The sequence below is a fragment of the Novosphingobium aquae genome (assembly GCF_037572715.1).
Lineage (GTDB): Bacteria > Pseudomonadota > Alphaproteobacteria > Sphingomonadales > Sphingomonadaceae > Novosphingobium > Novosphingobium aquae.
The window spans coordinates 595,777-613,076 of record NZ_JBBHJY010000001.1 but is presented as its reverse complement, the minus strand read 5'-3'; the positions used below and the strand labels follow the sequence as shown (position 1 = coordinate 613,076).

18 protein-coding genes are annotated in these 17,300 nt (G+C 63.9%); 9 read left to right on the top strand and 9 right to left on the bottom strand.

Going from position 1 to position 17,300, the window contains the following annotated elements:
- Positions 1-19: 19 nt before the first annotated feature.
- The 3 genes from WG900_RS03120 to WG900_RS03110 all read right to left on the bottom strand — a co-directional run bounded on the left by WG900_RS03120 (position 20) and on the right by WG900_RS03110 (position 3,623).
- On the bottom strand, positions 20-664 hold the full coding sequence (locus tag WG900_RS03120; RefSeq protein WP_339964591.1) for an XrtA/PEP-CTERM system exopolysaccharide export protein: 645 nt from the start codon (positions 662-664) through the stop codon (positions 20-22).
- Positions 665-864: 200 nt separating this feature from the next.
- Positions 865-2,091, bottom strand: coding sequence for a pyridoxal-dependent decarboxylase, exosortase A system-associated (locus tag WG900_RS03115; RefSeq protein WP_339964590.1), 1,227 nt, complete (start codon positions 2,089-2,091; stop codon positions 865-867).
- Positions 2,088-3,623 carry an acyl-CoA ligase (AMP-forming), exosortase A system-associated gene (locus WG900_RS03110; RefSeq protein ID WP_339964589.1) on the bottom strand — a complete coding sequence of 512 codons (1,536 nt, stop codon included), beginning with the start codon at positions 3,621-3,623 and terminating at the stop codon, positions 2,088-2,090. Before WG900_RS03110 ends, WG900_RS03115 begins: the two co-directional genes overlap by 4 nt.
- A 31-nt stretch (positions 3,624-3,654) precedes the next feature.
- Between WG900_RS03110 and WG900_RS03105 the strand changes: the two genes are divergently transcribed.
- The 4 genes from WG900_RS03105 to WG900_RS03090 are packed head-to-tail and all read left to right on the top strand — an operon-like array spanning position 3,655 to position 6,425.
- Positions 3,655-4,668: a GNAT family N-acetyltransferase gene (locus WG900_RS03105; RefSeq protein ID WP_339964588.1), complete on the top strand. Its 1,014-nt coding sequence runs from the start codon at positions 3,655-3,657 to the stop codon at positions 4,666-4,668.
- 43 nt (positions 4,669-4,711) lie between these two features.
- Positions 4,712-4,975, top strand: a complete 264-nt coding sequence (locus tag WG900_RS03100; RefSeq protein WP_339964586.1) for an acyl carrier protein — start codon at positions 4,712-4,714, stop codon at positions 4,973-4,975.
- Positions 4,972-5,652, top strand: coding sequence for an alpha/beta hydrolase family protein (locus WG900_RS03095; protein WP_339964585.1), 681 nt, complete (start codon positions 4,972-4,974; stop codon positions 5,650-5,652). The genes WG900_RS03100 and WG900_RS03095 overlap by 4 nt, the downstream gene beginning before the upstream one ends.
- A complete protein-coding gene (locus WG900_RS03090) occupies positions 5,649-6,425 on the top strand; it encodes a hydrolase 1, exosortase A system-associated (protein ID WP_339964584.1) in 777 nt (258 codons plus the stop codon). The genes WG900_RS03095 and WG900_RS03090 overlap by 4 nt, the downstream gene beginning before the upstream one ends.
- A gap of 35 nt (positions 6,426-6,460) precedes the next feature.
- On the opposite strand, the gene trxB is transcribed toward WG900_RS03090, so the two are convergent.
- On the bottom strand, positions 6,461-7,417 hold the full coding sequence (gene trxB / locus WG900_RS03085; RefSeq protein WP_339964583.1) for a thioredoxin-disulfide reductase: 957 nt from the start codon (positions 7,415-7,417) through the stop codon (positions 6,461-6,463).
- Between the two features lie 126 nt (positions 7,418-7,543).
- Here trxB and WG900_RS03080 point away from each other — a divergent pair, with 126 nt between their 5' ends.
- Positions 7,544-8,416: an alpha/beta fold hydrolase gene (locus tag WG900_RS03080; RefSeq protein ID WP_339964582.1), complete on the top strand. Its 873-nt coding sequence runs from the start codon at positions 7,544-7,546 to the stop codon at positions 8,414-8,416.
- Here WG900_RS03080 and WG900_RS03075 read toward each other — a convergent pair.
- On the bottom strand, positions 8,413-9,186 hold the full coding sequence (locus tag WG900_RS03075; RefSeq protein WP_339964579.1) for a tyrosine-protein phosphatase: 774 nt from the start codon (positions 9,184-9,186) through the stop codon (positions 8,413-8,415). The two genes, WG900_RS03080 and WG900_RS03075, sit on opposite strands and share 4 nt — an antisense overlap.
- An 83-nt stretch (positions 9,187-9,269) precedes the next feature.
- Between WG900_RS03075 and WG900_RS03070 the strand changes: the two genes are divergently transcribed.
- Together WG900_RS03070 and WG900_RS03065 are read left to right on the top strand one after the other, a co-directional pair.
- Positions 9,270-10,358: an HlyD family secretion protein gene (locus WG900_RS03070; RefSeq protein WP_339964577.1), complete on the top strand. Its 1,089-nt coding sequence runs from the start codon at positions 9,270-9,272 to the stop codon at positions 10,356-10,358.
- Between the two features lie 5 nt (positions 10,359-10,363).
- On the top strand, positions 10,364-11,803 hold the full coding sequence (locus tag WG900_RS03065; RefSeq protein WP_339964575.1) for an efflux transporter outer membrane subunit: 1,440 nt from the start codon (positions 10,364-10,366) through the stop codon (positions 11,801-11,803).
- Positions 11,804-11,902: 99 nt separating this feature from the next.
- Here the strand turns inward: WG900_RS03065 and WG900_RS03060 are convergent, their stop codons facing one another.
- Positions 11,903-13,345, bottom strand: a complete 1,443-nt coding sequence (locus WG900_RS03060) for an NAD-dependent succinate-semialdehyde dehydrogenase (RefSeq protein WP_339964573.1) — start codon at positions 13,343-13,345, stop codon at positions 11,903-11,905.
- A gap of 107 nt (positions 13,346-13,452) precedes the next feature.
- On the opposite strand from WG900_RS03060, the gene WG900_RS03055 reads away from it, so the two are divergent.
- The gene (locus WG900_RS03055; protein ID WP_339964572.1) at positions 13,453-13,881 is read left to right on the top strand and encodes a nuclear transport factor 2 family protein; all 429 of its coding nucleotides are present in this window, start codon (positions 13,453-13,455) and stop codon (positions 13,879-13,881) included.
- Here WG900_RS03055 and WG900_RS03050 read toward each other — a convergent pair.
- The gene (locus WG900_RS03050) at positions 13,866-14,249 is read right to left on the bottom strand and encodes an EthD domain-containing protein (RefSeq protein ID WP_339964571.1); all 384 of its coding nucleotides are present in this window, start codon (positions 14,247-14,249) and stop codon (positions 13,866-13,868) included. The genes WG900_RS03055 and WG900_RS03050 overlap by 16 nt on opposite strands.
- Complete coding sequence (locus WG900_RS03045; RefSeq protein WP_339964569.1) at positions 14,246-15,019, bottom strand: SDR family NAD(P)-dependent oxidoreductase; 774 nt, start codon at positions 15,017-15,019, stop codon at positions 14,246-14,248. The genes WG900_RS03050 and WG900_RS03045 overlap by 4 nt, the downstream gene beginning before the upstream one ends.
- A gap of 136 nt (positions 15,020-15,155) precedes the next feature.
- Between WG900_RS03045 and WG900_RS03040 the strand changes: the two genes are divergently transcribed.
- Positions 15,156-16,394 (top strand): CaiB/BaiF CoA transferase family protein, encoded by a 1,239-nt coding sequence (locus tag WG900_RS03040; RefSeq protein WP_339964568.1) that lies wholly within the window; start codon positions 15,156-15,158, stop codon positions 16,392-16,394.
- A 10-nt stretch (positions 16,395-16,404) separates the two neighbouring features.
- Here the strand turns inward: WG900_RS03040 and WG900_RS03035 are convergent, their stop codons facing one another.
- Positions 16,405-17,262, bottom strand: coding sequence for a LysR family transcriptional regulator (locus tag WG900_RS03035; RefSeq protein ID WP_339964567.1), 858 nt, complete (start codon positions 17,260-17,262; stop codon positions 16,405-16,407).
- Between the last annotated feature and the right edge of the window lie 38 nt (positions 17,263-17,300).

Sequence of the window (17,300 nt, the reverse complement as noted above, 5' to 3'; positions counted from 1 at the left end):
TCCCCTGCCCCCCGCGCTCTCAGAACGCGCTTTCGGGGATGATGATCACATCACCGGGCATCAGCATGACGTTGGCCTTGCTCTCGCCCTTCTTGAGCAGATCGCCGAGCCGCAGCGCGAATTCCTTCTGGCTACCGGTCGACTTGTCGAAGCGGATCAGCTTCGCGCGGTTGCCGGCGGCGAATTCGGACAGGCCGCCCACCGCGATCATCGCGTCGAGCAGAGTCATGTTGGCGCGGTATGGCAGCGAGGCCGGCTTTTCGGTCGCGCCGATCACGCGCACCTGCTGGCTGAATGTCCCGGCAAACTTGTTTACGATGACCGAGACCAGCGGGTCCTGAATGTACTGCGAAAGCTGGAGCTTGATATCTTCCGACAGCATTGAGGGGGTCTTGCCCACGGCTGGCATGTCGGTGATCAGCGGCGTGGTGATGCGGCCGTCAGGGCGGACCTGCACGTTCGCGCCAAGCTCCGGATTGCGCCAGACGAACACGGTCAGCTCGTCTAGCGGCCCGATCACGTATTCCTCGCCCGGACCTTCCTGCATCGACACGAAGCTGGCCGCAGGAAGCTGCGGTCCGCTCGACGAACCAGCGCAGCCGGTCAGCATCAGGCTGGCCACGGCAGTACCGGCTAGCAGTCGGGACAAACGATCGGTCGGCATACAAGCACACCCTCAGTTGTGGCGGCTTGTGAGGTGCAGAATACGACGGGCCCGTCCCATTCGTGCACATGGCATGCCGCCAGTTCAGCAGCGGCTATCGCCAAAAAGGGTGAACATACCGTTATCCTTGAGCGGATATTCCGGATTTCAGGCGGGTTTTTCCAGGACAATCCCTTAATGGGACAGACTGTTCCTTAACTCTAAACGAGCATTTCGTGCGCCGGACCATGGCCCAGAAAGGCCGCCGGACTGGCACTTGCTCCATAGGCACCGGCGCAGAATATGGCCACGAGATCACCGACATCGGCACGCGGGAAACCGGCCTTTTCAGCCAGCTTGTCCATCGGCGTACACAGGCAGCCGACCACGCTCGCCTCTTCCTCGACCGGCGCGCCGAAGCGCGTGGCAATGGCCACCGGATAATTGCGCCGGACAACCGTGCCGAAGTTGCCCGAAGCGGCCAGTTGGTGATGCAGGCCGCCGTCTGTGACCAGAAAGACCTCGCCATGGCTGATCTTGCGGTCGACGATGCGGGTCAGGTAAATCCCGGCTTCACCGACAAGATAGCGCCCCAGTTCGATATTGAAGCGGGTATCGCGCAAAACATCAGGAAGCGCGGCGAAGCGAGCTTCCAGCGCCGCCCCAATGGCGGCAACATCGACGGGCTCATCGCCTGGGAAATAGGGAATGCCGATGCCGCCGCCCAGATTGCAATGCGGCAGCGGCGCGCCAATTTCAGTGGCTAGCCTCGCGGCAAGGTCGAGCGTCTGTCCCTGCGTTTCGATGATCGCGTCCGCCGAAAGCGCCTGGCTGCCGGCGAAGATATGCAGGCCGTGCCATTCCGCGGCTGCTTCGATGATCCGCCGCGCCAGCGCCGGAACGCGTTCGGCATCGACGCCGAACGGCTTGGCGCCGCCGCCCATCTTCATGCCAGAGCCCTTGAGGTCGAAATCGGGGTTCACGCGGATGGCGAGGCGAGCAGTTCGCCCTTCCCGAGCGGCAATGGCGAGTGCGCGTTCCGCCTCCCCCTCGGATTCAAGGTTCAGCGTGACGCCGTGATGGATCGCTGCCGCCAGTTCGCTGTCGCGCTTTCCCGGCCCGGCAAAGCTGATCTTCTGCGGCGAAACACCCGCCGCAAAAGCCATGGTCATCTCACCTGCCGAAGCGACGTCGAAGCCATCCACCAGATTCGACATGACATCAAGAACCGGCGCGAAGGGATTGGCTTTCATGGCAAAATGAATGCCAAGCCGCTGCGGCATTGCAGCCCTTAGCTGGGCCACTTTCTCCATCAGCATCCGCCGCGAATAGACAAACAGCGGCGTTTCATGCGCGCGTTCGACCAGATCACTGACCTTGTGCCCGTCGATGGCGAGTTCGCCGTCGATCGCGGCGAAACCGGCGGGAATAGGACCGAGTGCCTTCATGCGGCTTCTGCCTGCTGGAGTTCCTGCGCCAGACCCGCGCGGTCAATCTTGCCATTGGGGCCGATCGGCATGGCATCGCGCCAGTGAATGACTTTAGGCTGCATAAAATTCGGCAAATCCTGCATAAGTTTACGCGGCAATTCTTCTTTAAAACCTGAACTTCCGGGTGCTGGCCTGACGACGAGGTGAACCACCTGCCCGAGCCGCGCGTCCTTCACGCCCAGCGCGACCGCCTCGGCGACCAATCCTGTTGCCAACGCCGCCTCCTCAACCTCTTGGGGGCTAATCCGATTGCCCGCGCTCTTGATCATCGCATCGCGCCGCCCGACGAAATAGAGCAGGCCTTCGGCATCGCGTTTTACCCGGTCACCGGACCATACCGCCATGCCTCCATATCTCGATGCCGCGGGTGCGGGCTTGTAGCGCTCTGCTGTTCGTTCAGCGTCTTGCCAGTAGCCCTGCGCCACCAGCGGCCCGCAGTGGACGAGCTCGCCCTCTTCACCATCGGCCGTGACTTCACCGTCGTCGCCAATGACGAGGATTTCGGCGTGAGGGATTTCCTTGCCCATCGAAGTCGGGTGGCTGTCAATCAGCGCGGGATCGAGGAAAGTTGAACGGAAAGCCTCGGTCAGGCCGTACATCGCAAACAAGCGGGCTTGCGGGAACTGGCCGCGCAATCGGCGAACCAGGTCTTCCGTCAGCGCACCACCCGAATTCGTCATCCGCCGCAGCTTTGCCGCCGTTTCCGGTGGCCATTCCAGTTCGGCCAGCTGCACCCACAGCGGCGGCACGGCAGCCAGTGTGGTCACGCCATTGCGTTCGACCGACTTCACCACATCGCGCGGTGTCAGGTAATCGAGCGGGACGACAGACCCGCCGGCATACCACGTCGAAAGCAGCTGATTCTGGCCGTAGTCGAACGACAGCGGCAGGACCGCCAGGGTCACATCATCATTCGTCAGCCCAAGATAGGAAGCGACACTTTCCGCCCCCAGCCACATATTTGCGTGGCTGAGCATCACGCCCTTGGGCCGACCCGTGGACCCAGACGTATAAAGAATGGCTGCCAGTTCGTTCGGATCAGCCTTCGAAGGCGCGAGATCGCCGCCGAAAGCCGCCGCCTGTTCAAGCGCCTCGCTCTCACCAACAAGCACCGCCTCCGCAGCATCCCCATCCTCAAGCGTCTGCAGCCGCGCGGGCGAACCGATCAGCAGCCGCGTGCCGCTGTCGGCAAGGATGTGCGCAACCTGCGCCCGCTTCAGCAGAGAGTTAACAGGAACGTGGACGAGCCCCGCCCGGGCCGCAGCCAGCGGCATCAAGCACGTCAGCTCACCCTTGGCCGCCCAGGTCGCCACCCGCGCGCCTTTTTCGAGCACCTGCGCCGCCAGCCAAGCCGCAAGGCGCGAGATACGCGATCTTAAGTCCTTGTAGCTAAGCGTCTCACCGCGCAGCACCAGCGCCGCCGCATCCTCCTCGCCCCTGAGGGCAAGATGGTCGAGCGGAAGGATGGTGGAAGACCGCGAGGTAGACACGAGTGGACAGGCTCCGGGGGGTACGTATCAAGTGATCGTGGTTACCTATCACGATGATCTTAAGGAAGTCCAAGCAGATGCTCCGTGGTCGGAGTTGCTGGGCGATGCGCAGTCCTGCGCACCTTTCGATCGTCTGGCCTGGTGGCAGAACCTGGCCGAAACCTGCGATATCCTCCCCCTGATCGCCGTTGCCCGCAGTGGCGAGCAGCGCGCCGTCCTCGGCCTGATGCGCCGCCAGCGGTCGATCCTTGCGCTGGCCAACTGGTATGCCTTTCGCGTGCGTCCGCTGTTCACCAAGGGCGCGGACGAGGCCGCACTCCTCACCGCCCTCGCTGCCGATCTGGCGGGACAGGCTCCGCATATCGAGCTTTCGCCGCTGCCGAACGAGAACGGCGAGACTGACCTGATCGAGGCATGTTTTCGCAAGGCCGGCTGGGCGGTGTTCCGCGAGCAAAGCGACGTCAACCACGTGCTGCCCGTCAATGGCCGCAGTTTCGCCGAATACCTCGCCTCGCGCCCCGGCCAGCTCCGCACCACGCTCAAGCGCAAGGGCGGCAAGGTTACGGTCGAACTGTTCGACCACTTCGATGCAAACGCCTGGGCCGCCTATGAAACGGTCTACGCGCAAAGCTGGAAGCCGGAAGAAGGCTCACCGCCATTCCTGCGCCGCTTCGCCGAGGAAGAAGGGACTGCGGGCAGGCTGCGCATGGCCGTTGCCCGTCACGAGGGCGAACCTGTCGCCGCGCAATTCTGGACGGTGGAAGGCGGCACGGCCTTCATCCACAAGCTGGCCCACACCGAAGCGTCAAAGCCGCTGTCCCCCGGAACGACCCTCAGCGCCGCGCTGTTTGAACGGGTGATCGACCGCGATAGGGTCACGCTTGTGGATTTCGGCACCGGCAACGATGGCTACAAGCGCGACTGGATGGAAGTGGTGCGCCCCCGCTACCGGCTCACGATGTTTCGGCCCGCTTGGCCGCAAAACTGGCTGCCTATGGCCAAGATCGCGCTGCGCCGCCTTGCAGCGGGGGCAAAGCATGTCTAGAGGCCGCGCCACCGCTACGCGGCTCGCTATGTTCGGGGAAGACATGAGCACCAAGACCGACCGGGAATTGCGCCGTATCCTTGCCGACGTGCTGGGCCTCAAAGCCGAGCAGGTTGCCGCGTTCGACGCCGATACCGGACTGTTCGGGCATTTGCCCGAACTCGATTCGATGTCGGTAGCCGGCCTGCTGACCGAAATGGAAGATCGCCTTGGCTTCATCATCGATGACGACGAGATCGATGGCGAACTGCTTGAAACCTATGGGTCGCTCCTCGCCTTTGCCGAGGCGAAACGCACGGGCGAATGACGCCGGCGACCTATCAGGTCGTGCAATCGGGCGGTGAGGTCATCGCCGAATATGCGCTGAGCTTTGATCAAGGCCGCACCGACCGGCTGCTGGTGATCCCTGCCCTGTTCGACGAAGCCAACCGCCTGCGCCGCCTGACAGTAGAGGTCATGCGGCGGCTCGATCATGCTGGCATCGATTCGATGCTTCCCGACCTTCCCGGCTGCAACGAGAGCCTGCAAGTGCTTGGCGAGCAGGATCTTGGCCACTGGCAACACGCGATGGTGTCGGCCGCGCGCGAATTTCGCGCCACCCGCGTCCTCGCTATTCGCGGCGGATCGCTGGTGGTGCCGCGCTCGCTGCCCGGCTGGCGCTATGCCCCGACTGGCGGCGCGACGATCCTGCGGCAGATGCTGCGGATGCGGATCCTGTCATCGCGCGAGGCCAGCCGCGAAGAAACGCAGGGCGGCTTGCTCGAACAAGGGCTGGCTGAAGGGCTCGAACTTGCGGGCTACCAGCTTTCCGCAGCCATGATCGCCGATCTGCAGGCCGCGATGCCGCCCGAGGAAACCGAGCAGACGATCATCGGGCAGGACATGCTGGGCGGCGGCGCGCTGTGGCTCCGCGCTGAACCGGGCGAGGCACCGGCACAGGCAGATGCCCTTGCCGCGATCATCACCGTGGGGATCAAGGCATGAGCCGCCGGCACATCGCTTTCGATTGCGAAGGCGCGCAGCTAATCGGCACGCTTGATGAGGGCGGTGAGACCACCGCCTTGCTGATCGTCACCGGCGGCAATGAAATACGCGCAGGGGCTTGGAACGGGCAGGCCCAGTTCGCAGCGCGGATCGCCAGCGCGGGCTTCCCGGTGTTTCGTTTCGACCGGCGCGGCGTGGGCGACAGCGATGGAGTCAACACTGGCTTCACCGAATCCGCTGCCGACATTGCTGCTGCCATCGCCGCCCTTCGCACAGCAGCGCCGCATTCCACCCGCGTGGTCGGCATGGGCAACTGCGACGGCGCCACGGCACTTGTACTGGCAAAAGGCGCTGGGTGCGATGCGCTGGTCCTGTCGAATCCGTGGACCATCGAAGGCGATGACAGCGATGAACCCGCCGCTGCCCCGCCGGCTGCCGTCCGCGCGCATTACTTGCGCCGATTGCGAGACCCGAGGGCTATCCTGCGCCTGCTGCGCGGCGGCGTGAAAATCGGCCAGTTGTTCAGTTCGTTGAAATCGGCGCTGCGCCCCGCACCGCCGCCAAGCTCGCTGGCGCAGATCTTTGCCGCTGACCTCAAGGCGTTCGGCGGGCCGGTCACGATCCTGCTGGCTGGCCGCGACCGCACCGCGCAAGTGTTTGAGGCGAGCTGGGACAAGTCAGACCCGCGCGTCAGGCGCTGCGCGGAGGCGACCCATTCCTACGTCGAATCGCAGGACTGGCTGGAAGCGCGGGTGCTGGAGGCACTGCGATAACATTCGTCGTCCCGGGCGTGATCCGGGTCGACGCATCATTCGGCGGCTTTGAAGTCCTTTTCGCCAAGGTAACGTTCGGCATCGAGCGCGGCCATGCAGCCCGTGCCTGCCGCCGTGACGGCTTGGCGATAGGTGTGATCCATCACGTCACCGCAAGCGAAAACGCCCGGAATCGCCGTCTTGGGCGTACCGACCTCAACAACGATGTAGCCCGATCCATCCAGCTCCAGCTTGTCCTTGAACAGTTCGGTTGCCGGCGCATGGCCGATGGCGACGAAAGCACCGTCCGCCGGGATGATCGAGGTTTCACCGGTCACCGTATCGACCACTTCAACGCCCGTCAGTCCGCCGCTCGCCGGATCACCGACGAAGCGCTTGACCGCCTTGTTCCACTCGACCGAGACCTTCTCGTTGGCGAAGAGGCGGTCCTGCAGAATCTTTTCCGCGCGGAACGAATCGCGGCGGTGGACCACCGTTACGTCGGGCGAATGGTTGGTAAGGTATAGCGCTTCCTCGACAGCCGTATTGCCGCCGCCGATCACCACGACCTTCTTGCCGCGATAGAAGAACCCGTCGCAGGTCGCGCAGGCCGACACGCCCTTGCCGCCCAGTTCCTGCTCACCCTCGACTCCAAGCCACTTGGCCTGCGCGCCGGTGGCGATGACCAGCGTTTCGCCTTCATAGACATCACCGCCATCGCCGATCGCGCGGAACGGCGAACCGTCCATCTGGACCTCAACGATGGTGTCCCACATCATCCGCGTGCCGACATGTTCGGCCTGGGCCTGCATTTCCTGCATCAGCCACGGACCCTGGATCACGTCGCGGAAGCCGGGATAATTTTCGACATCGGTGGTGATGGTCAGCTGGCCGCCCGGCTGCAGGCCCTGCACGACAATCGGCTCCATCCCGGCGCGCGCGCCGTAAATCGCGGCGGAGAGGCCAGCGGGGCCGGAGCCGATGATCAGCATGCGGGTCTTGTGAGTGGCCATGCGGCGATTCCTTGAAGAGAGGCGGTTGCGGCCAGATAGTTGCCCCGGCGCGCGATTGCGAGTCCCCGGCGCGGCAATTCCACACGGGCGATTGACGCAGGGCCACGCGCCGGGCCAAGTGCGGCCATGCTGACGACCGGACCCACCTCGAACTCTTTCATTTCGCAGCGCCTGCGCCTTCATTACGTCGACTGGGGCAATCCCGAAGCGCCGCCGCTGATCCTGCAGCATGGCGGGCGCGATCACTGCCGGTCGTGGGACTGGGTGGCGCAGGAATTGTCGCGGGACTGGCACGTTATTGCCGCCGACCTGCGCGGGCACGGCGATAGCGCGTGGTCGCCCGATGGGGACTATTCGGCCCACGCCTTCGTCTACGACTTCGCCCAGCTGGTGCAGACGCTCGGCCATGAGCAAGTGACAATCATCGGACACTCGCTCGGCGGGAATATTGTCATGCGTTTCACTGGGCTTTATCCGGAAAAGGTCCGCAAGCTGGTGAACATCGAGGGCCTTGGCCTTTCACCGCAGATGTTGGCCGAGCGGCAGGCGCAGGGCACGGCGGACAATCTGCGCACTTGGATCGAAAACAAGCGCGCGGCATCAGGCCGTACGCCCAAACGCTATGCTACGATCGAAGACGCCTATGCCCGCATGAAGGCGGAAAACGGGTTCCTGTCCGACGAACAGGCGCGCCACCTGACCATTCATGGGGCGAACCGGAATGAAGACGGCACGTGGAGCTGGAAGTTCGACAATTACCTGAATGTCGGGACCCCGTTCGATATTCCGCAGGCGGATATCGAGGCGCTGTGGTCAGCCGTCACCTGCCCTCTGCTGCTGCTTTACGGAGCCGACTCGTGGGCCTCGAACCCTGAAAAAGATGGCCGCGCCCGGCACTTTCAGGATGCCCGCGTGATCGAATATGAAAAGGCCGGCCACTGGTTGCACCACGACCAACTCGACAGGTTCCTGACAGACGTGAAGTCCTTCCTGGCCTAGCCCTCGAGCAGAGCAGCGCGCAACCGATCGCGCAAGGCATTGTCCACGCCGAGCATGTCCGCCTGATAGGCATCGACCGATCCGTGGCTGTCCTGCATCGCTTGCCACGCCGTGGCGAGGTATTCGGGCTCCACGCCCATGAGCACATGCAGGGCTTCGTGTTCGATATCGCCCAGCAGGCTGCTGACCGAGCGCATGCCGGCGGCGATGCGCTCCTCGGGGTTGCCGGCCGTATTAGTCAGCAGGTAATCGGCAACGATGTCATCGTAATGCACGCCCAGCGCGTGGTGGACCATGGCGACCGCAAAGCCGGTGCGATCCTTGCCGGCCATGCAATTGACCAGACTGGCCCCGTCGCCGCTCGCCAGCCGATCAATCATATTGCGCACCATCGCTACCAGCAGCGGGCGATAGGGCATGCCGGCATAGGAGCGTACCATGTTAGCCCGCGTAGTTTCCGCATCGCGGCGGGCAGAGGACACGTGCGGCGCATGATTGCCCGAGTCGTCGGCGACAGTATGGACCTGCGCCCCAAAACCCGCAGGTCGCCTGCAAGGATGGCTTGCCCGCTCGCGATCGCTGCGCAGGTCGAAGACATGGGCTATGCTGAGCGACTCGAGCCTGCCGAGATCCTCGTCGCTTGCGTCAAAATGCTGACCTGAACGCCACAGAACATCGCGCCGAACCGCGCCGCCGCCTTCTACGGCATAGCCGCCGTAGTCGCGAAAATTGTGTATTCCCGTGAAATCGACGACGCGGTCATTAGCCATACTGCTATCCCTCTTGCTGATTATAGCATTGCTTAGTATCTGCGGCCGCTCAACGCGCCCGGCAGCGCGCAGCGGAGATTCCTGTGAGCGATAACGCCCCTGTAGCAGAACCCCAAGTGTCCGGTTCGCGGCTGCGCCGTCCGCTGATGTTGGGCGGAATTCTCATCGCTGCGGCGGTCTGTCTGTGGTTCTATCTTTCCGGCGGCCGCTATGTCGAAACCGACAATGCCCAGTTGCAGGCGGGCAAGGTCATGATTGCCGCCAATGTCAGTGGCAAGGTCGTGGCGGTTGAGGTCAAGGAGAACCAGTTCGTCCATGCCGGCGACGTGCTGTTCCGCATCGATCCGTCTGACTTTCAGGCCGGGGTCGCCTCTGCCGAAGCCCAGCTTTCGGGCGCAATTGCCGAAGTCGGCGCCACCCGCGCCGATTACCTGCAGGCGCAGTCGGAAGTCAGCCGGATGCAGGCCCAACTCGCGTTTGCACGTTCACAGGCCGCACGGCAGCAATCGCTGCTGAAGGAAGGCATTTCCTCGCAGTCGCAGGTCGATCAGGCCGTGCTGGCCGTTCGCACCGCGAGCGACGGCATCGCCGCGGCACAGGCCCATGCCGCTGCGATTGCCGCGAAGATGCCCGCCGGTTCCCCCGCCACCCAACCTGCCTCGCGCCGCGCCGCTGCGATGGTCCAGACGGCCAGGATTGCGCTTGAAAACACCGTCGTTCGCGCCGCGCAGGACGGCATCGTCACCAAGGTCAACCAGGTGCAGGTGGGCAGCTATGTCACCGCCGGCAAGCCGCTCTTCGTCATGACCGGCACGCGTTATTGGGTCGAGGCGAACTTCAAGGAAAACCAGCTCCGCTACATGCGGCTTGGCCAGCCGGTGACCATCCACATCGACGCCTTTCCCGACGAAGAGCTGACAGGCCGGATCGCCAGTTTCAGCCCCGGAACCGGCAACAGCTTTTCCGTGCTCCCGGCCGAAAACGCCACCGGCAACTGGGTGAAAGTGACCCAGCGACTGCCGGTTGAAATCGCCGTTGACCGCTTGCCCAAGGACCTGCCGCTCCACGCCGGGCTCAGCGTCAAGGTGACTGTCGATACCGGCCACCAGCGCCGGCTGCTGGGCAAGGACACGCCGCCCAATGCACCGCTGGCGGCGAAATCAGGCAAGTGACCGCGATGCGCCGCAAGCTGCTTATCGCCCTGTTGCCGCTCACCGCGCTGGCCGGCTGCAAGACTGTCGGGCCGGATTTCACCGCCCCTGTGGCGCCGGCCGGAAGCTATGCCGGCACCTTGCAGAGCGGCAAGGCACCGGTCGCCGTTCCCGGCCAGGGTCCGCAGGCACGCTGGTGGGAGGTTTTCGGATCAGCCGAACTCAACGCCCTCGTCGACAAGGCGCTGACCGGCAACCAGAGCCTAGAAGCCAGCCGCCAGACCCTGACCCGCAGCCTTGAGTACGTGAAATCGGTAGCTGGCAAGAGCCAGCCGCAGGTGAACGGACAGGCGCAGGTCAATCACCAGCAGATCAACCTTTCGAGCTTCGGCCTCAGCGGCGGCTCGTTGGGGTTTGGCAATCCGGAATTCACGCTGTTCTCACTGGGCGGCGGGGTCAGCTATGACCTCGACCTGTTCGGCGGACATAAACGCGCCAATGAGAAGGCGCTGGCCGAGGCGGAAACCCAGCTGCACGAAACCGAAGCGGCGCACCTGACGATTGCCGGACGCGTGGTTCTGCAGGCCCTCACCATCGCTGCGCTCAACGACCGGATCGCCACGCAGCAGGCACTGATTGATGAGGACCTGCGCAATGTGAAGCTGACCGACGCCAAGCGGCGCGGCGGTGATGGCACGATGGTTGAAGTGCTCAGTGCGCAGGGTGAACTCGCCGCCGATCAGGCCGGCCTGCCGCAGCTCGAACAGGCCCGGGCCGAGGCGCGCAACCTGCTGGCGATTCTGTTGGGCGTCGCGCCATCGGAACTTGGCGATACTCGATTTTCGCTCTCCAGCCTGCACCTGCCGCAGGAAGTTCCGGTCACCCTGCCCTCCGAACTGGTGCACAAGCGGCCTGATATCCTCGCCAGCGAAGCGCGGCTCCACGCCGCAACTGCGGCGATCGGCGTTGCCGAAGCGCGGCTCTATCCAAGCCTCACTCTGGGTGCCTCTTTTACGCAATCGGCGAAGAGTCCGGATGACCTGTTCAGTCCATCAAACACCGCCTTCAGCCTGCTGGGCGGGCTGACCGCGCCGATCTTCGACGGCGGCACGCGTAAAGCTGAAAAGCGCGCGGCAGAGGCCGAGGCGCGGGCGGCGGCAGCGCGTTATCGCCAGACCGTGCTGGAGGCCTTCGGACAGACTTCAGACCTGCTAGCTGCGCTGGCCAACGATGCCCGGGCGGTTGCGCTGCGCGGCGAATCGCTGGGCATTGCCGAGCGGTCGCTGCACTTGTCGCGGCGCAGCTTTCAGGTGGGAAATTCGGGCGTGCTGCAAGTGCTCGATGCCAGCCGGGTGGCGCAGCAGGCGCGGCTTGGAATGCTGGACGCGCGATCAAAGCAGTACATAGACGTTGCGCGGCTCTACCTTGCCACGGCCGGCGGCTGGACGGAGCCGGCGGTCAAGTAGCCGTCGTCCCCGACCTGATCCGGGGCCGGTTGCCGGATAACTCCAATTTTGCGTTGATTAGGCCAGCGATCCCGGGCCAAGCCCGGGACGACGCGCCAATCAGATCCCCATGCAGAGGTACTTCAGCTCCATGAAGTCATCGAGCCCGTGGCGCGAGCCTTCGCGGCCAAGGCCCGACATCTTTACGCCGCCGAACGGGGCAACCTCGGTCGAGATCAGGCCGGTGTTGATGCCAACAATGCCCGATTCGAGCGCTTCCGCCACACGCCACACGCGGCCCAGGTCGCGGGCGTAGAAATAGGCGGCAAGGCCGAATTCGCTGGCATTGGCTAGCGAGATTGCTTCAGCTTCGTTGTGGAAGCGGATCACCCCGGCGAGCGGACCAAAGGTTTCCTCGCGCGCCAGCTTCATGTCCGCCTTCACATCGGCAACGACGGTGGGTTCGAAGAAATTGCCGCCGCGTGCGTGCCGCTTGCCACCGGTGAGCAGCCGCGCCCCGCCAGCGAGCGCATCAGCGAGGTGTTCCTCGACCTTTTCAACCGCAGCTTCATCGATCAGCGGGCCGATGGTGACGCCTTCTTCCATGCCGTAGCCGATCGGCATCGCAGCCGTCCGCGCGGCAAGCTTGGTGACGAATTCGTCATAGACCGAGTCCTGAACGTAAAAGCGATTGGTGCAGACGCAGGTCTGCCCGCAATTGCGGAACTTCGAGATGATCGCGCCTTCGATAGCCTTGTCGATATCGGCATCGTCGAAGACGATAAACGGCGCGTTTCCGCCCAGTTCCATCGAGAGCTTCTTCATCGTGTCGGCGCTCTGGCGCATCAGCTCGATGCCAATCTCGGTCGATCCGGTGAAGGTAATCTTGCGGACGATCGGGTTGCGGGTCAGCTCCCCGCCGATGGCGCGGGCCGATCCGGTGACAACGTTGAACACGCCCGCCGGAATGCCGGCTTCCTCGGCCAGTACCGCCAGAGCCAGCGCCGAATAGGGCGTAGCCGAAGCCGGCTTGAGCACCATGGTGCAGCCTGCCGCCAGCGCCGGTCCCAGCTTGCGCCCGATCATCGCCGAAGGGAAGTTCCACGGCGTGATCGCGCCGACCACGCCGATGCCCTGCTTGAGCGTCACGATCCGGCGATCCGCCGCATGGCTGGGCACGACTTCGCCGTATGCGCGCTTGCCCTCTTCAGCGAACCATTCGATGAAGCTGGCGGAATAGGCGATTTCGCCCTTGGCTTCGGCAAAGGGCTTGCCCTGTTCGCGGCTGAGCAGTTCGCCCAGCGCATCCTGATTGGCGATCATCAGGTCAAAAAACTTGCGCATGATCTTGGCGCGGTCGCCGGCGGTCTTGGCCCGCCATGCCGGAAGCGCCGCATCAGCCGCAGCAATCGCGCGTTCGGTTTCAGCCGCGCCCATGTTCGGCACGGTGCCCAGCTTTGCGCCGCTGCCCGGATCGGTGACATCGAACGAACCGCCGCTATCGGCATCGCACCATTTGCCATCGATGTAGCACTGCTGCTTGAGGAAACGGGTATAGCTCATTGGAACCTCGCGATTGGGCACGTGAGCCGCCTTTGCGCGGGAAAAGGCTTGCCGTCCAGTAGCAGGCGCGCAACATCCGCATAGCGATAGACTGGCAGGAGAGCCACGTGTCCGACACCGTCAAGACCCTGGCCGCGAAGGCGGAGATCGCCGACCTCGTGCACACTTATGCGCTCAATATACGGCGGGGCCGCCCGGAGGCCTGCGGCGCGCTGTTCACGCACGATGCCACTTTCGAAGTGCGCGATGCCGATCCGCTCCATCCGGAAGCGGCGGTGCAGCGCTATCGCAAAGTGGGACGGGAAGAGGTTGCTGCCTCGATCGGCTCCTCAGGCGCGGCATCGCGGGTGTTTCCGGCGATCCACAACCTTATTGTCATTGTGGACGGCGAGAGGACGTCTGCCACTTCGCTGATGATCGCCACGGTGTTCCCAACCGGCAGCGAACTGATCGGCGACTATGAAGACACATTCCGGCGCGAAGACGGGGAGTGGCGCTTCTCCTCACGCATCTACACGATTTACCGGTCGCCCTGATCCAGAGCGGTGACGCATTCGGTCGTCATGAAATAGCGGGTCTTTGGCCGGTCGAAGACATTTTTCTCGTCCTCGAAGACGTCGGCGGGCAGCTTGCCTTCACTGACCATCCAGATCAGGCCAGCCGCTGCCTTGGGATCGTCGTACCACAGCTCGGTGATCACATCGAACTCGGGCTCGTGCACTTCCTTGGTGTCCAGGTGCGGCAGCGGATCGAGGTAGCGCCGGGCATAATGGATCATGCCCGGCTGGGTGTACTTGCCAGCGACCTTGGTGTGGACATTCTCGTAATAGTTGCGGAATTCCTGCACCGACATGCCCGGGCGGCGTTTCAGCCCGATGATGATCTTGGTGACTTCGCCGCTCACTGTTCGACCCATTTGGTGCTGGTCGCGCGGGGGCTGAGGTACTTCGTGTTGTTCCAGCCGCCATCGACGACAATCGACTGACCGTTGATCATCTCGCTGCCAGGCGAACACAGGAAGGCAATGACGCTGGCGATGTCTTCCGGATTGGCAAGGCGCGGATAAGGTGTGGTTTCCACGTTGGCGCGCTTGAACACTTCGTCATCGAAGCGATGAGCGACCATTTCGGTCATGGTCACGCCGGGGGCCACGCAGTTCGAGCGGATTCCGCGCGGGCCATATTCGCAGGCCATGTGCTCGGTGAGCGACTTGAGCCCACCCTTGGCCGCTGAATAAGCGCCACCGCGACGGCCGCCGATGTGGGCGAAAGTGCTGGTCACGTTCACGATCGATCCGCCCTCACCCATGTGGCCAAGGCATTCACGGATCAGGCGGAACGGGGCCTTGAGCATGATGTCGATGAAGCTGTCGAAATCGCTGTCGCTGGCCTCGTGCACCGGCTTCGGGCTGCCGACGCCGGCATTGTTCACCAGGCAGTCGATGCGGCCGAACCGTTCGAGCGCGAGTCCCACGATCCGCGCCGGTGCATCCTCCGCCGTCACGTCGACCGAGATGGTCGCGACGAGGTCCGGATTGCCGATCGCCGCTTCGAGCGTGGCCAGCTTGCCCGTGTCGCGGCCTACGCCGACAACCGCGGTGCCCGCTGCCGCCAGCATCTTCGCGGTCTCGAGACCAATGCCGCTGCCTGCTCCGGTGATGATCGCAACTTTCACGCCATGCCCTTTCGGTATTCTGTCAGAGCCTTCGGATAGCCCCGGCCCCGCTCCGCGTCGAGAACGCTGGAGCGGTATTGGCGGCCCTGCCCGCCGTCCGCTTGGCGCGCGGGGGCCGGCTGGCTAGATAGCGCACATGACCGACAATAGTGCACTCGCGGGTATCCGCGTCATCGACATGTCCCGCGTTTTCGCCGCGCCGGTGGGCGCGCAGATCCTGGGCGACCTTGGCGCCGACGTGATCAAGATCGAACGCCCCGGCGTGGGCGATGACGGGCGCGGCTATGGCCTCGCCTTCCTGCAGGGCAAGGACGGGCTTGACGCCCGCCAGTCGAGCTTCTTCACCGTGGCAAACCGCAACAAGCGATCGATCACGCTCAACCATTCAAAGCCGGAAGGGCAGGAAATCCTGCGCGAACTGGTCAAGACGGCGGATGTGCTAATCGAGAATTACAAGGTCGGCGACCTGAAGCGCTTCGGGCTGGATTACGAGAGCCTGAAAGCGATCAACCCGCGGCTGATCTATTGCTCGGTCACCGGGTACGGCCAGACCGGCCCGATGGCGCCGAAGCCCGGCTATGACGGGCTGTTCCAGGCGACCGGCGGCATGATGGCGGTAACGGGCGTTCCGGCCGGCCAGCCCGGTGCCGGTCCGCTGAAGGCCGGCCCCAGCCTTGTTGATTTCGTCACCGGCCACAACACGGCGATCGCCATCCTCGGCGCGCTGATGCGCCGCAGCGTGACCGGCGAAGGCCAGTACATCGACATTGCGCTGCTCGACACCTCGGTCGCCATGGTCAGTCACATCATGCAGGACTACCTGCTCAGCGGTGATGCGCCACCCCGGCTTGGCAATGGCGGCAATGGCGGCGGGCCGGCTGACCTGATCTATGGCAGCGACGGCATTGTCTATCTCACCGCCGGAACCGACGAGCATTACCGCCGGCTCACCGTGCTGATGGAACAGCCGGAACTGTTCACCGACGAACGCTTCGACAGCAATTTCAAGCGGGGCAAGACCAACCGGGCCGAACTGATCGACATCATCAATGCGTGGAGTGGCCAGTTCACTGCAGTCCAGCTCCTCGACATGCTCGACGGCGTCGGCATACCGGCGGCCAAGTACAACGAGCTTCCCGAGGTCTGGGAAGACGAGCAGGTCAAGCATCGCGGCCTGCGCGCCCGGACGCCGCATCCCCATGCCGAAGCGGGCTATGTCGACCTGATCGCCAGTCCGCTGGCCGGCATGTCGGAAAGCCCGGCAACGATCCGCCGCCCCCCGCCGCTGATCGGCGAGCATACCGACGAAGTACTGAGCGAGCTCGGCTTTGACGCGACCCGCGTCGCACAGTTCAAAGCCGCCGGCGCGATATAGGCCATATCCTTTAGGCAAGCCCCTGCCGGAACGCGAGTGCGAGCGGGTGATCACCCGCCTCGCCGGCATGGGCGCGTGGCAACAAGAGCCCGATGCGGCGGCGAAAGTCATAGCCTGCCAACGGCACCGCGCTGACGCCTGCGCGCGCCAGGGATGCAGGCGCGGTCGTCACGCCCATGCCGATCCGCACCATTTCCATGCAGCGATCATCATTGGCAGAGCGCATGAAGAATGGCGGCCTTACTCCGCGCTGGGTGAACCAGCGGCTGGTATCGGCAAGGATCTCGCAGGAACGGCGCGCGATCATGGTTTCGCCCGCCACCTGCGCGGCTTCAATGATCTCCGTCCCGGCCAACGGATGGGCCAGAGACAGCATGAGGACATAGGGCTCCTCGAAGAGTTCCAGCGAAGGTCGCTCGCTGTCTTCAGGACGCAACAGTGTGACGACGGCATCCAGTTGCCCTTCGGACAATCGCTTGCGCAATTCCGCATCGGTGCCGTCGGTCAGGACCAGCGCGCGTTCGCCGCTCCAGGCGCTCATGCATCGCGAAAGCATGTCAGTCGCCAGCGAAGGCAGGACGCCGATCACCAAGGGCGAGGCAACCGGCGCAGAGGCGGCGAGACTCGCCTCAGCCTCGCGGAATTCGCGTTCGATGGCGCGGGCGTGGGCGAGCAGGCGGTTGCCCGCATCCGTCAGGCGGATGCGGCGGCGATCGCGCAGGAACAGCTTGGCCCCCACCAACCGCTCCAGTTCGGCGATACCCGCGGACAGACTGGGCTGCGCCACGCCGACGCGCTCCGCCGCACGGGTGAAGTTGCCAGTATCGACCACGGCGAGGAATTGTCGAAGGTGCGCGCGTTTAATCATAGATTGAATCTATCGCAACTCTCGCCATCAATCAATTT

Coding starts and splice junctions, on each gene's coding strand:
- WG900_RS03120 (WP_339964591.1), bottom strand. CDS start 664: ATGCCGACCGATCGTTTGTCCCGACTGCTAGCCGGTACTGCCGTGGCC.
- WG900_RS03115 (WP_339964590.1), bottom strand. CDS start 2,091: ATGAAGGCACTCGGTCCTATTCCCGCCGGTTTCGCCGCGATCGACGGC.
- WG900_RS03100 (WP_339964586.1), top strand. CDS start 4,712: ATGAGCACCAAGACCGACCGGGAATTGCGCCGTATCCTTGCCGACGTG.
- WG900_RS03095 (WP_339964585.1), top strand. CDS start 4,972: ATGACGCCGGCGACCTATCAGGTCGTGCAATCGGGCGGTGAGGTCATC.
- WG900_RS03090 (WP_339964584.1), top strand. CDS start 5,649: ATGAGCCGCCGGCACATCGCTTTCGATTGCGAAGGCGCGCAGCTAATC.
- trxB (WP_339964583.1), bottom strand. CDS start 7,417: ATGGCCACTCACAAGACCCGCATGCTGATCATCGGCTCCGGCCCCGCT.
- WG900_RS03080 (WP_339964582.1), top strand. CDS start 7,544: ATGCTGACGACCGGACCCACCTCGAACTCTTTCATTTCGCAGCGCCTG.
- WG900_RS03075 (WP_339964579.1), bottom strand. CDS start 9,186: ATGGCTAATGACCGCGTCGTCGATTTCACGGGAATACACAATTTTCGC.
- WG900_RS03065 (WP_339964575.1), top strand. CDS start 10,364: ATGCGCCGCAAGCTGCTTATCGCCCTGTTGCCGCTCACCGCGCTGGCC.
- WG900_RS03060 (WP_339964573.1), bottom strand. CDS start 13,345: ATGAGCTATACCCGTTTCCTCAAGCAGCAGTGCTACATCGATGGCAAA.
- WG900_RS03040 (WP_339964568.1), top strand. CDS start 15,156: ATGACCGACAATAGTGCACTCGCGGGTATCCGCGTCATCGACATGTCC.
- WG900_RS03035 (WP_339964567.1), bottom strand. CDS start 17,262: ATGATTAAACGCGCGCACCTTCGACAATTCCTCGCCGTGGTCGATACT.